This window comes from Carnobacterium inhibens subsp. inhibens DSM 13024 (genome assembly GCF_000746825.1).
GTDB classification, from domain to species: Bacteria; Bacillota; Bacilli; order Lactobacillales; family Carnobacteriaceae; genus Carnobacterium_B; species Carnobacterium_B inhibens.
This window is the reverse complement of the sequence record NZ_JQIV01000006.1, coordinates 186595-200523: the sequence shown is the minus strand read 5'-3', so window position 1 is coordinate 200523 and position 13929 is coordinate 186595. Positions and strand designations below refer to the sequence as shown.

Annotated in this window: 16 protein-coding genes and 1 other annotated feature; of the genes, 1 reads left to right on the top strand and 15 read right to left on the bottom strand. The window is 34.2% G+C overall.

Annotated elements, in window-relative coordinates; genetic code table 11:
- Window positions 1–5: 5 nt before the first annotated feature.
- From coaBC to BR65_RS02090, 14 genes are all read right to left on the bottom strand, one after another.
- Window positions 6–1211: a bifunctional phosphopantothenoylcysteine decarboxylase/phosphopantothenate--cysteine ligase CoaBC gene (gene coaBC / locus BR65_RS02155; protein ID WP_034536501.1), complete on the bottom strand. Its 1206-nt coding sequence runs from the start codon at window positions 1209–1211 to the stop codon at window positions 6–8.
- A gap of 310 nt (window positions 1212–1521) precedes the next feature.
- A complete protein-coding gene (gene rpoZ / locus BR65_RS02150) occupies window positions 1522–1737 on the bottom strand; it encodes a DNA-directed RNA polymerase subunit omega (RefSeq protein ID WP_023177621.1) in 216 nt (71 codons plus the stop codon).
- 5 nt (window positions 1738–1742) lie between these two features.
- A complete protein-coding gene (gmk, locus tag BR65_RS02145) occupies window positions 1743–2357 on the bottom strand; it encodes a guanylate kinase (RefSeq protein ID WP_023177619.1) in 615 nt (204 codons plus the stop codon).
- Window positions 2358–2432: 75 nt separating this feature from the next.
- Window positions 2433–2648, bottom strand: coding sequence for a YdbC family protein (locus BR65_RS02140; RefSeq protein WP_023177617.1), 216 nt, complete (start codon window positions 2646–2648; stop codon window positions 2433–2435).
- A 230-nt stretch (window positions 2649–2878) separates the two neighbouring features.
- Window positions 2879–3505 (bottom strand): V-type ATP synthase subunit D, encoded by a 627-nt coding sequence (locus BR65_RS02135; RefSeq protein ID WP_023177615.1) that lies wholly within the window; start codon window positions 3503–3505, stop codon window positions 2879–2881.
- 6 nt (window positions 3506–3511) lie between these two features.
- Window positions 3512–4888 (bottom strand): V-type ATP synthase subunit B, encoded by a 1377-nt coding sequence (locus tag BR65_RS02130; protein WP_034536500.1) that lies wholly within the window; start codon window positions 4886–4888, stop codon window positions 3512–3514.
- Complete coding sequence (locus tag BR65_RS02125) at window positions 4881–6665, bottom strand: V-type ATP synthase subunit A (RefSeq protein WP_034536499.1); 1785 nt, start codon at window positions 6663–6665, stop codon at window positions 4881–4883. Before BR65_RS02125 ends, BR65_RS02130 begins: the two co-directional genes overlap by 8 nt.
- A 12-nt stretch (window positions 6666–6677) precedes the next feature.
- On the bottom strand, window positions 6678–6989 hold the full coding sequence (locus BR65_RS02120; RefSeq protein WP_023177610.1) for a V-type ATP synthase subunit F: 312 nt from the start codon (window positions 6987–6989) through the stop codon (window positions 6678–6680).
- Window positions 6979–7983: a V-type ATP synthase subunit C gene (locus tag BR65_RS02115; RefSeq protein ID WP_007723794.1), complete on the bottom strand. Its 1005-nt coding sequence runs from the start codon at window positions 7981–7983 to the stop codon at window positions 6979–6981. Before BR65_RS02115 ends, BR65_RS02120 begins: the two co-directional genes overlap by 11 nt.
- Before the next feature lie 15 nt (window positions 7984–7998).
- Window positions 7999–8580, bottom strand: a complete 582-nt coding sequence (locus BR65_RS02110) for a V-type ATP synthase subunit E (protein ID WP_034536497.1) — start codon at window positions 8578–8580, stop codon at window positions 7999–8001.
- A gap of 49 nt (window positions 8581–8629) precedes the next feature.
- Complete coding sequence (locus BR65_RS02105) at window positions 8630–9106, bottom strand: V-type ATP synthase subunit K (protein ID WP_034536496.1); 477 nt, start codon at window positions 9104–9106, stop codon at window positions 8630–8632.
- Window positions 9107–9135: 29 nt separating this feature from the next.
- On the bottom strand, window positions 9136–11097 hold the full coding sequence (locus BR65_RS02100; RefSeq protein ID WP_034536495.1) for a V-type ATP synthase subunit I: 1962 nt from the start codon (window positions 11095–11097) through the stop codon (window positions 9136–9138).
- A complete protein-coding gene (locus BR65_RS02095; protein ID WP_034536494.1) occupies window positions 11084–11410 on the bottom strand; it encodes a hypothetical protein in 327 nt (108 codons plus the stop codon). The genes BR65_RS02100 and BR65_RS02095 overlap by 14 nt, the downstream gene beginning before the upstream one ends.
- A gap of 46 nt (window positions 11411–11456) precedes the next feature.
- Window positions 11457–11504 (bottom strand) — a sequence feature (sodium ion sensor (DUF1646 type); this cis-regulatory element may regulate processes involved in with the transportation of sodium ions).
- 240 nt (window positions 11505–11744) lie between these two features.
- Window positions 11745–12614, bottom strand: a complete 870-nt coding sequence (locus tag BR65_RS02090) for a DegV family protein (RefSeq protein WP_034536493.1) — start codon at window positions 12612–12614, stop codon at window positions 11745–11747.
- Window positions 12615–12774: 160 nt separating this feature from the next.
- Here BR65_RS02090 and BR65_RS02085 point away from each other — a divergent pair, with 160 nt between their 5' ends.
- Window positions 12775–13101, top strand: coding sequence for a hypothetical protein (locus BR65_RS02085; protein ID WP_034536491.1), 327 nt, complete (start codon window positions 12775–12777; stop codon window positions 13099–13101).
- Between the two features lie 158 nt (window positions 13102–13259).
- Here BR65_RS02085 and BR65_RS02080 read toward each other — a convergent pair whose 3' ends face one another.
- On the bottom strand, window positions 13260–13928 hold the full coding sequence (locus BR65_RS02080; RefSeq protein WP_034538578.1) for an ABC transporter permease: 669 nt from the start codon (window positions 13926–13928) through the stop codon (window positions 13260–13262).
- Window position 13929: the final 1 nt, after the last annotated feature.

Sequence of the window (13929 nt, the reverse complement as noted above, 5' to 3'; positions counted from 1 at the left end):
CACCTTTATTTCGTCATTTTAGTAAGAGCAACAGCTAGTATTTCTTCAGCGATCGCTTGTTTACTATTAACTGATAATTCTACAGGTTCTTCGTCAACCATAAAAATCGTTACTTCATTTGTATCTTTATTAAATCCTGCATGAGGTTTAGAGACATCATTTGCAACGATCATATCAGCCTTTTTCTTTATTAGTTTTCCTTTAGCATATTCTTCAACGTTTGTTGTTTCGGCAGCAAAACCAATTAGAAATTGATGCTTTTTCTGACTGCCCAGAGTAGCCAGTATATCTTTATTTTTCACTAATTTAAGTATCATTTCCTGCTCATTTTTCTTTATTTTTTCATTTAAGGCTTGTTCTGGTCGATAATCGGATACAGCAGCAGACATAATAACAATAGAAGCAGTATCAAACTCAGCATCAACAGCTTGATGCATTTGTTGTGCCGTTTCAACCGGTATTAAACTTACTCCATATGGCGTCTGCAATGTCTTAGAGGCTGAAATCAAACAAACATCTGCTCCTAAATTACGTGCAGCAATAGCTAAGCTGTACCCCATTTTCCCAGAAGAATCATTCGTAATATATCGAACGGGATCAATTCTTTCTTTTGTCCCTCCAGCTGTAATAACAACCTTTTTATTTTTCAAAGGTAAATTGGGTTCTTTATTTAATAAAAATTCTTGGATCGTTTCAACAATTTTTTCCGTCTCAGGGAAACGGCCTTTTCCATTATACCCTTCAGCTAGAAAACCTGTATCAGGTTCCATCACAAAACGACCGTCATCTTCCAGAGTTTGAATGTTTCTGACCGTTGCTGGATTTTCCAGCATATGCTGATTCATTGCAGGCACAATAAATACGGGGGCTGTTGTAGCTAACAATGCCGTAGATACAAAATCATCTGCTAGACCGTTTGCCATTTTAGCGAGGCTGTTAGCTGTTGCTGGAGCCACTACTGCTAGATCAGACCAATCAGCCAAATGAATATGACTGACTTTGTCTCCTTCGCGTTCATCAAATGTATCTGTATATACATGATGTTTACTTAAAATTTGAAAGGTTAACGGTGTAACAAATTCAGTGGCAGATTTTGTCATAGCTACTTTTACTGTAGCCCCTGCTTTTATTAAGCGTCTTACCAAATCAGAAACTTTATAGACAGCAATACCTCCGGTTACGTATACTGCAATTTTTTTCCCTTTTAACAACTGACATCCCTCCTGATAAGGTTTCAAAAACCATTGTTTCTATTCCCCACTTACTGTTTACCTAAGCTGTTAAAACTAAAAGACTCTTAGCCATTACTCAGTATGCTCATTTAGAGCTGCCTTTACTATTTTCTTTTCGAACTAGAACGGGATTATCACGCTTTTCTACTTATTTTACTAGAAATAGATGCATTTGTCTTGGCCATCCTCTAATTCTTAACGGTAATCCAATCTATTCTTCTTTATTTTAAGACAAAAGTGCTTCAAAGTAAGAAAACCATTACTTTGAAGCACTTTTTAGATATGTGTCTTATTCTTCAGGTCCAACCGTTACTGGGTCAATAACTAGATCGCCATTATTAATTTCTTCTAAAGCACGACCAACATTTTTATGTGAACGATAGTTTTCTAACATCGGCATTGAGCCACCATCAAGTTCATGGGCTCTTTTACTTGCTAAGGTAACTAACGAATATTTTGATTCAATTTTTTCTAATAAACTATCAATAGATGGTTCTAACATCATGATTTTTACAGCTCCTCAATCATTTTTTTGTAACGTTCTATCACGCGTGACACTTTTAAATGTTCACTCTCAATGATTTGTTTGATTTTTCTTACAGCGTTCTCGACTTTATCGTTTTCAACCGCATAATCATAATAACGCATTAAATCAATTTCTTCAATTGCTTTTGTCATACGTTGTTCAATTACAGGCATTTCATCTGTTCCCCGACCAACTATACGAGATTTTAATTCTTTTAAATCTGGTGGTGTTAAAAAGATAAATATTCCTTCAGGCATTTTTTCACGAACTTGAAGGGCTCCTTGAACTTCTATTTCTAAGAACACATCTTTGCCTCGTTGCAATGTTTCTTCAACATACTCAAGAGGAGTTCCATAGTAATTCCCTACATATTCAGCATATTCTAATAATCCTCCGCTTTCAATCAAAGCTTCAAATTTTTCTTTTGTACTGAAAAAGTAATCTACTCCATCTCTTTCTCCTGCTCTTTGCTTTCGAGTCGTCATTGAAATCGAATAATCAAAATCGTTATCTCCGCTCTCGAATATTGCCTGTCTTACTGTCCCTTTTCCTACTCCAGACGGTCCAGAAAGAACAATTAAAAGTCCACGTTCAGTCATGTCAAAATCCTTCCTATCCTTAAAATGTACGAAATACTTCTTTCCCATTATCCAGATCTAACAAATGCTATTTGCCTAAGAGTTTAAAAACTGTTTGAGTTCAGTCATTTCTTCATTTGTTAAAGTAATGCCTTTCCCCATCTTCTCATGATCAGAGCTCCAATCACGAATGTCGAATTTAGGAGCATTACCATTCCAACTCACCAGATTTAATTCTTTGCGCCATCCTTTAGCGTTTTCAGAAAGAACAGCCATTTCTTCCATAATTTCAAATGAAAATTTTTGGTTCATCCTAAACACCTCAATAATCTTTAGCTACTTCTCGTTTTTATCTGTTAAAGATAACTTATTCTCTAGTTTAGCATAAAATTCCAATTGCTTATAGTTTTTTATTTATAGGAACCGTTTTTATATTGTCAAAATTTCACCTTCAACGTATACCAATGTTATTCCAGCAAAAAAAAACGGTACTACACCAAGAAAATTAGTCTTGATTTCATACCGTTTGTTTATGTTGTAATTTATCCCATGTCCTTAACTTTCATTAAACGAGTAATTGCTGCTCTTTCGCTTTCATCCAATTTCATTTGAATGAAATAGATTGTTTCTTCATATCGAGGAATCGTCATGTATTCGAGGGCATTTACTCGACGACGAGTTTTTTCAATCTCATCTGCCATTAATTGACACGTCTTTTCTATTTCAGACAATTCCAATAGTTGTTTTAGTACATCTGCCATTTGCTCAATAGATGTATCTAACTCACTATTAGAATTAAGGTAACCATAAACCAATTCTTCAGAGTTTCCATTATCATTGTAGTTAAAATTCATTACAGGTACTTTTACACTCATAATATTTTTTTCATACAAATCAAGACTAACACTCCGAGGTGGGATAGCCACTAGTTCTTCAATAAATTTTTCATTCAACAATGCCTTTGCCATTACAAAAGATTGCATCGCTTTGGTCAACTTTATTTCAACTTCTGCACGCAACTCGTTATTCTTTCGAATTAATAAAATAAATTGTCTCATTAATTCATCTTGTTTATCTTTTAATAATTTATGGCCACGACTTGCTGTACTTAGTTTTGCTTTTAATGTCGCTAATTCCATTCTTGTAGGATTTACATTTAACTTCACCATTTAGACTTACTCCCCTTTCGGCAGGTATTCGTCTAACATATCGTCTTTAATACGTTTCAATTCAGTTCGTGGCAGAATAGATAACAATTCCCATCCTAAGTCCAACGTTTCTTCAATTGTACGATTTGTGTAGTTCCCTTGATTCACGTACTCTTTTTCAAAACGATTCGCAAATTCTGCAAACATTTTATCTTCATCTGACAAGGCAGAATCCCCAAGAACAACTGCGAGTTCTTTAGCTTGTTTTCCTTGAGCGTAAGCAGCAAATAATTGGTTCATCGTTGCTGCATGATCTTTTCTAGTCTTCCCTTCACCTGTTCCTTTGTCTTTTAGACGAGAAAGAGAAGGCAATACGTCGATTGGCGGTTGAACACCACTATTGTATAGTTCACGAGACAAAATCAATTGACCTTCAGTGATGTAACCTGTTAAATCTGGAATTGGATGAGTTTTATCATCTTCCGGCATTGTTAAAATAGGAATTTGTGTTACTGACCCTTTTCCTCCTACTAGACGACCCGCACGTTCATATAAGGTAGCCAAGTTTGTATAAAGATATCCAGGGTAACCACGACGACCCGGAACTTCACGTCGTGCTGCTGAGATTTCACGTAATGCTTCACAGTAATTTGTCATATCCGTCATAATAACCAATACATGCATATCTTTTTCATAAGCTAAATATTCTGCTGCAGTCAATGCCATTTTAGGCGTTGCGATCCGCTCAATAGCTGGATCATCAGCTAAATTGATAAACATAACTGAACGGTCGATTGCGCCAGTTTTACGGAAGTCTTCCATAAAGAACTCGGCTTCTTCAAAAGTGATTCCAATAGCTGCAAATACAACGGCAAATTTTTCATCCGAATTTTTTACAGTTGCTTGACGAGCAATTTGAGCGGCTAGTTCTTTGTGTGGCAGACCTGAACCAGAAAACACTGGCAATTTTTGCCCACGAACTAATGTATTCAAATGGTCAATAGAAGAAATACCTGTTTGAATAAATTCATCTGGATAGTCACGAGCCATTGGATTGATAGCTTCACCATTGATATCTAATGTTTTCTCAGGAATCAATTCTGGACCATTATCATTTACGCGTCCCATTCCATCGAATACTCGCCCAACCATATCTTCAGAAACATCTAAAGATAAGGGTCTTCCTAGAAAGCGAACTTTTGTATCTTTCAAGTTAATCCCGCTTGATCCTTCAAAAATCTGAACCATAGCTTTATCGCCATCAATTTCAAGAACTTGTCCACGTCTTTTTTCACCATTTTGCATTTGAATTTCAACTAACTCATCAAATTTTACACCTTCTACGCCTTCTACAGCCATTAAGGGTCCTACGACTTCATTTATTGTGCGATATTCTTTAAGCATCTACTTCCATACCTCCTTTTGAAACAACTTCATGTATAGCCTCTTTAATGTCATTTCTTAACACTTCAAATTTACTGATTTGTTCTTCAGGGAAGTATTTAGATTTAGCGATTTGTTCACGAACAGCTGATGTACCTTTCATAATTTCAGCAAAGTAAGCACCAAGTTCCATACCCGCTCTTGCTTCATCTTCAAAGTTCAAAATAGTCGCCAACATTTCGTATTGTTTTTCTCTTGATGTGTACGTATCCACATCATCAAAAGCATTTTGCTGCAAGAAGTCTTCACGAATCATTTTAGCCGTTTCTAATTTTAACCGGTCTTTTTCGGATAAAGAATCAACCCCGACTAGACGTACAATTTCATCTAACTCAGACTCATCTTGTAAAAGTGCTTTTGTTCTTGTAACCATAGCAGACCAATCTTTATCCAAAGCATTTCCTATATAAGCATTTAATTCATTTGAATAAAGAGAATAAGAAGTCAACCAATCAATTGAAGGGAAATGACGTCTTTGAGCCAACAAATTATCCAAGCTCCAAAAAACTTTTACTACACGTAACGTATTTTGTGTTACGGGTTCAGATGTATCTCCTCCAGGAGGTGATACTGCTCCAATAGCTGTTATGCTTCCTTCTCTGCCTTCTGATCCTAACGTAATCACTTTCCCTGCACGCTCATAGTATTCTGCGATACGGCTACCTAAGTAGGCTGGATATCCTTCATCCCCTGGCATCTCTTCTAACCGACCAGACATTTCACGTAACGCTTCTGCCCAACGAGAAGTTGAATCAGCCATAATTGCTACACTGTAACCCATATCGCGGAAATATTCTGCAATCGTGATTCCTGTATAAATTGAAGCTTCACGAGCTGCAACTGGCATATTAGAAGTATTCGCAATCAAGATTGTTCTTTCCATGATTGATTCGCCTGTATTAGGGTCAATCAATTCAGGAAATTCATTGATTACGTCTGTCATTTCGTTTCCACGTTCACCACAACCAACATAAACAACTAAATCAACATCTGCCCATTTCGCAATTTGATGCTGAACAACCGTTTTACCCGCTCCAAATGGACCTGGTACAGCTGCTGAACCGCCTTTAGCTACTGGGAACAAAGTATCGATAACACGTTGTCCAGTTACCATTGGTTCAACTGGATTTAGTTTTTTAGCCGTTGGACGACCATGTCGAACAGGCCATTTTTGCATCATAGTAAACTCTTTTACACCATCTGCTGTTTCAATGCTATAAATCGTTTCATTAATATCAAATTGACCTTGTTCAATACTTTTTATTGTACCTTCAATACCATGTGGAACCATGATTTTATGAGAAATAACTTTGGTTTCGGGAACTGAACCTACGATATCTCCTGTAGATACTTTTTGTCCAATTTCAACAGTTGGTGTAAATTCCCATTTTTTTGTTCGATCTAAGGCTTCAATACTTACTCCGCGAACTAAAAAGTTACTTTCTGTTTTGTCCATAAATTTATCTAGAGGTCGTTGAATTCCATCAAACATTTGTGCAATCATCCCAGGAGCCAATTCAACCGATAACGCGTCTCCTGTCGTTTCAACTGGTTCTCCAGGTCCAATCATAGATGTTTCTTCATAAACTTGAATAGAGGCTACATTTCCGCGCATTTCAATGATTTCGCCTATTAGACCTAATTTGCCGACTTTACAAATATCTTGGATATTTGCTTCTTCCATTCCTTCAGCTGTAACTAAAGGACCGGAAACACTAACAATTCTTCCTATTTTCAAACTCGTAACCCCCTATAAAATATTTTGACCGACAGCTTTTTCAACATTTTCTTGAATCCGATTTTTACCAATATCTAATGATCCTAAATGATTCGGAATCAATATAATAGCAGGCGAAATCTCTTCGTCGTATCGTTTTATGGTATCTGGAATCAACTTACCTAATGGTTCAGTCAAGTAAATAATGCCATAATTTTCTGTTGCTAATCGATCGATCGTTGTTCTAGCTTCTTTTGCTTCAGATGCGAAGAAAACATCAAAGCCTAACATTTTAAATGGTAAGATAGAATCTTTATCTCCTACTACACCAATTTTATGAGCCATAGTTCATTCGCATCCTTTCTCTAATAGCTTCAATGGGAAGATTATTTTCTTTACCAACTAAAATTAGTCTTAAATTCTTCACTTCATTCTCTTTAGCATAGAGATAAGCAATCGTTGGTAAGGGACCAAAAACTTCAAGTTTAGCATCTTTTATGCGATTAATAAAAGCATTATCCGTTTCTAAATCTATTTTTTCTGGAGATAATTCTTTTGTTTCATCATTAATTGATGCTAATATAATGTTTTTATATTTAGATTCCGCAAGTTTTTTGCCTGCATTAACTAAATTATCCGCTCCTATTTGTACTAGTTGATCCTTAGGTATAGTCCCAGAGCTGGATAGAACAGTTGTTAAAAAATTACGTGTTCTTTTTTGTCGAATCGCTCTTGTTAAAGTAGAGAGATTATTCAAATCAATATAAAAAGTCACTAGATCTAAAATCTTAGCATCATCCAGACTTTCTGCCAGGTGCCTTAAATGAGTAAAATAACGGCGATCTAGAATAATATCAACGGCTTGGCTATCTTTATATTCCTCATAAGCATCAGTTGCTTCTTGGATACTGATTAAATAATCGTTATCTAAATCGCTTGAACTCTTTGTTTCGACTGCTTGTCTTAATACTGAAGTAGGTACGCTGCCTATATCTATAAGCAATGTATCGAAATCTTTTTTAGTAACCATTTCTTTTAACAAAACTTTTAAATTATGATAAGAGTAACGCAATGAAAATAACTCAATTAACTTAGGATTAGGAGAAATTTTAAATAAATCAGTATAGACAGACTGCAATTCATTCATCAACAGCGTATCATAATTTTTAGTCTCCTTTAACTCTTCAACATCATTTCGATAAGGAGTATCTTTTAAAACATTCACTGCTTCTTCAAAATTGCTTGCTTGTAACATCCGTTCATATTGATCATTTCTAAGGAGACTACTTTCATATACGCGAATGCGTGTATTTGCGCCAACAAAGTCTGTTGATTTCATTTTTTCCTCTCCTTTTTAATCAAATAATTGTTTTGAAACTGATGAAACAAGTTGTCCCTTAATATCTTTAACCAATTCATCAAAAAGATAGTTGTATTCTATTCCGGTCTTTTTAAGGATAAATCCATTCTTTTTAGAAATAGTTTCAGTAGACAATTGAATATTGACCTCTTCTTTAGCTACTTTATTGATCCAGTCATTTGATACTTTATCGACAGAATATTGTCCTACTATCAATTCGATAGATTCACTACCTTTATGTTGTTTTAAAACAGATAATAGAAACTGTTGAAACTCTGTATCTGTCCACTGATTCATTTGTTCTTCAGCTTTACTAAAAACGATTTTTAACATTTTTTGCTTCTCAGAAAGTAATTGATTTCGCTTATTGATTTGCAACGTATGTTTATCTTGTTCAAACTTCCTTGCCAATCGTGAATCAATTAAACTTATTTGTTTTGCTTTTTCTTCAGCTAGATTCCTAGCTGATTCTTCAAGCAACTGTGCTTTTTCAGCTTCGGCTTCTTTGATTTTTTCTTGTACTTCAGCTTTTTTATTTTCAATCAAACGTTCTGTCAATAGTTTTAAATCTGACATTTCTACGCCTCCATTCTTTCTATTTTTACTATAAATGGAATCATTATGATTAAGCGTTAAATATCATTAAGAATGAAATAACAAAACCTAAAATAGCGTACGTTTCTACCATGGCTGCATATACAATCCCTTTAGTCGCATGTTCCGGTCTTTTAGCTAAGATTTGGATACCTGCAGCCGCAACACGTCCTTGTGCAACACCAGAAGTTAATCCAGTAAATGCAATTGGTAGAGAAGCCATAAACATATACATACCTTCAGCTAAACTTGTATCTAAACCAGTGTTTAAGAAAATTAAAAACGCGATAACGAAACCGTACAAACCTTGAGTTCCCGGTAATAGCATTAAGATTAATGATTGTCCGAATTTTTCAGGTTGTTCTGTCGTTAATGCAGCTGCTGCTTCCCCTGCAATTCCGACCCCTTTAGCAGAACCTGTTCCTGCAAAGAATGTAGCAAAAGCTATACCTAAAGCTGCAAATACTAATCCGCCGTTTTCAATTAAATAACTTGTAAAAGTTTCCATTATAAAATTCCTCCATTTAAATTCTTTTTTTATTTGTTGGTTCTATTTTTTAAATAAATATGTTTTTCGAAGGTTTTAAAAGGATTTAATGATCGTCCTCCACCTTCATAAAATTTACCGAAAAATTCAACATACTGAAGTCTTATTGTATGAATATAAGCACTTAAGTAGGTCAAGAAAATATTTAATGCGTGTAAGACGATAAACAGTAATGCACCAATCGTAAATTTCATTACTGGTGGGAAAATGTCTACAATAGAATTAAACGCTACCGCAATACTCCCACCAGAAACTCCTAATGCCATTAAACGAGTATAACTGACTAAATCTCCAACATAATTGGTTGCTCCATAAATATTGTAAAGTCCTAGTCCAAAACCCATTACTTTGTTGTCAGATGCCAGCATAGTTACCAATATAATCCCAATAACATTGGCAATGATCACGACTAAAGAAATCATTTGTAAAAGGTCATTATTCCAAAGTACCATATTGATTACTAAAAGACCTATACCTAATAGGATAAGAGCCCAAGCTGTTCCATCAATATAACTGGATGATCTTTGTTGTTTACGCCATTTTAGTCCACCATTTAAAAGCAATCCATAAACTAATTGGATAAATCCAAATACTACAGACAAAATCAAAATAGTAATGACATCATTCGTAATCGACAATAATTGGAAAGGCAAATCGTATCCAAAGAAACTTCCATAAATAAATCCCCAAGCAATTACTGAATAAGATAAATAGTGAAAGAGTTGGACAAAGTTTTTCATGCCCTTTTCAAACTTGAACACTTTTGATCCAATTAAAGTTGCTGCCCAAAGCAATATTCCATATCCTAAATCTGCACTCATCATTCCGAAAAAGACAAAGTAAAAAGGCATCATGAAAGGGGTAGGATCTACGTCATCGTATTTAGGCATACTATACATTTCTGTAATACTTTCAAATGGTTTAACTAATTTATTGTTTTTCAATACTACAGGCACTTTAGCATAGTTCTTAAATTTAATTTCATCTGCAATAACGACATAACCATCTTTTCCAACGTATTCATCTAAAAGGCTGTTCAATTCAGGAATTCGTTCCTCTTCTAGCCAGCCATTCAAAATAAATAAATCACTACCATTTAGTAATAAGGTTTTTCCTATTTCTCTTTCAACTAAATTATAATAATATTCTTCACCAAGCTGGAGGTCTATGGCTTTTTCTTTAAATGCTTTTATTGTATCTTTTAATTTATCTTCTTCTTTGCGCAGATCACTAACTTCTTTAAGTACTACTTTCAATTCATTTAGAGGCGTTAGTTTATAAGGATAAGAGAGTCTGGATAATTGGAATCGTTCAAAAATTTCTTCCATTAGCGAGTCTAATTTTTTTGGTACTAATACTAGATAGGATGCTTCATCTTTATAATGAAATATTTTTTCTAAATAACTATTTTCTATCGATTCAACTTCTTTTTCAAAGTTCTCTACGTTACCAGAAGCTATACTTCCAACTGTTCCAGACATTAATTGAAATGTTTTTAAATCGTTAGGATTAAAGGTCATATTTTGCCATTTCCGAAGAAATTCTTCTTTTTCTCCAAGATTTTTTTTCATCTGATCTAATTCAACCAGTCTTTTTTCTATTTTTCCTAACTCAACAATAGTGTGGTCAAGATCAGAATGAAAGACATGATTTTCAAGTTCTTCGAGAGTATACTCTTCGCGACCTTTTCTCAACTTAGCAATCATACCTGGTTGAGAAATATGTTGATTCAAGAAATTTAGAGTTGCTTGGATTTCTTTTAATTTTTCTTCATATTCAACACGTTTTTGAGGTGCTGTATCCGTTGAATAGTAATCAAGAAATTCAGAGTCTTCTAATGTAGACAATTCAACCATTTCAAGCTTTTGTAATTCTTGTACAGCTTTTAATAGAGAATCCTTTTTTTCTTGCTCAGCTAGAAGTGTCATTTGTTTCATCTTAGCTATTGCCATAGTGAGTACTTACCTCCTTTACAATATGATTAACAACACTATTTTGTTTAACCTCTACAGATTCAAGTATTGATTCAACTTCAAGAGACAATTCTTGATCAACAGCTTGTTTTTCTATTGCTAAACGATCACGAAACAAGACTTGTTGGTTTGCTTCATAATTGTCTAATTCCTGTTGCATATTTTGATTACTTTTTTTAATTTCTTCGTTAACAGACTGACTAATTTCTTGAATCTTTTTTTCTCCATTAACTTCAATTTGTCGGGCTCTTTCTTCTGCTTCTTTAACGTATTCAATTGCTTCTAAACTCATTCATACACCTCCTTAAAATACAAAAAAAGACATCACTTAAGAATCATTCTTCTCACCCCTTGAAGAATTCATCCTTGAAAGCAAATGCCCAACCATTATTTTTATTCAACTAAGCATAATTTAACATAGCATTCTGTATATGTCAAATCATAAATACCTAAAAATCAACGTATAAAGCGTTTTTTTAACAAAAAACCTCTATACGTTTAGTCTCATTTTTAGATAAATAAATCTCAGAAAATACTTAGATGAATAAAAAAGTAAATGATTACTTTCATTAGTATATCGACATTTTATCTTACTTATTAAGACATTATTAAATTAGAAACACCGCTTATTTTCTTACCTCACCAAATGAGAATAATGCAATAGAGCCAAATCCTGTATGTGAAGCAATGGTAGGTCCATAAGGATATACTTGTATATCTTTAACATTGATTTTAGATTCAATTTCCTTTTTGATCCATTCAGCTTCTTGTTGAACACCGACATGTCCAATAAAAAGAGTTTGGTCTTCAGGATCTACTATACCTTCAACTGTTTTATTAACTAAATAATGCAGCGATTTTTTTCTACCTCTGACTTTAGCACTCGGTACTAAACCACCTTTTTCATTCATCACTATGATAGGTTTTACATTTAAAACACTGCCAAGGGTTGCAGAGACTGAAGAGATTCTTCCACTACGCTCAAGATGTCTAATATCATCTACGGTTACCCAGGAATGAAGTTTCATTTTATATTCTTCTAACCAGCTCACGACTTCTTCTAAAGATTGTCCTGCATTTTTTCGATTTACAGCTTCATATATCAATAAGCCTTCACCAAGACAAGCCGCTTTAGAGTCAACTACTGTAATATTTACTTCATCATATTCTTCTTTCAACATTTCTACTGCTGTTACAGCATTATTATAAGAACCGCTTAATGCAGAAGATAAACCTAAAAATACAGCTGGTTGACCTTTCTCAACATACATTTTGAATACTTCAATAAATTTACCAATGTTGATTTGTGAACTAGTGGCCATTGCGCCATTCTTTAAAGCTTCAAAGAAGGCATCACGGTCAAATGTTTCACCCATGTCGTCTATATAATCTTTTCCTTCAAGATTGATAATTAAATTTATAATTTCTATATCATTTTCTTTTATAAAATCTAGTGGCAAATCACAACAAGAATCTGCAATAATTTTATAATCCATTATTAAAACCCCTTTTTTTACTAAATCTTTCAGTTCACTCACTTATTATGCCATTTTTTCAGAAAAATAGAAACTTTTTAAAAATTAATTTAAACAGCTTGCTTTGTTGAACGTTTGTTCGTATAATATAAATATCAAACAAACGTTCGGAGGAATATAGATGAAAAAAAATACTTTAGAAGAACAAGTTCATCCCTTTTCTTTTCTGCAAAAAAAATTCTTTTTAACTGACGCCGCTAGTGAACTAGAGATTTTAACACAAATGCCTAAAGAACAAATTACTTTTTTCTTAAACCAAGCCTTTACTAAAAAGAGAAAAATAATCGTACAGTTGAATCATTTGGCAGAATCTTCTTTTTCAGCAGAAGTTACTGGTTATATTAGATATGCACCTTTTAAGAAGCCTCAAATCATTCTAGAAAATACAATTACTCATATGACTTACTTAATTAATCCCAACAATATAAGACATATCCGTTTATCCTAATTGAATCCTTTCCCTCACTTTAACATTTTCCTTCACTTCACTAATTCCTATAAATAAAAAGACCCTCCATATAATTATTAGATACCAGTTATCTAATGAATCTAAAAGGAGAGTCTTTTTGTATTTGTATTGCTTAGTTTAATGATAAACATTTATTTCTAAGATAGTAATTTTTTACTTTTTGTTGGATTCAGTTTTTTCTCGATCCAACCTAAGAAGAGGTCACTGATAACTGCCATTAAAGCAGTTGGAATTGCACCTGCGAGGATGATTGCTCCACCATCGGTTACATTTACGCCCCGAGTAATAATATCACCTAAACCACCGGCTCCAATAAACGTTCCGATTGCAGTTACACCAATCCCGACTACCATAGCATTACGAATTCCGGCCATAATGATCGATAAAGCTAAAGGAAGTTCAACCATATAGGTTAGCTGCCATCTTGTCATACCCATACCTTTACCTGAATCCAAAATATTTTTGTCCACACTTCGAACTCCTGCGTACGTATTTTTAATAATAGGGAGTAATGAGTATAAAAATACTGTTGTAATAACGGTATTTACACCTAATCCCAACCCTAACATCAAGATAGACAACATGGCTAACGAAGGGACCGTTTGAATGACGTTAGCTGCTCCAACGACCCAGTCAGCTAACTTTCCATGTCGAGAAATCCAGAAACCAATTGGAATTCCAATAATCCCTGCAAAAATCACACCATAAATCGAAATTAAGAAGTGACGAAAAAATTGGCTCCAAATATAAAGACCATTTTCTGAAAAATAATAAATTAATTGTTCCCATAAATTCATTTGTGCCATC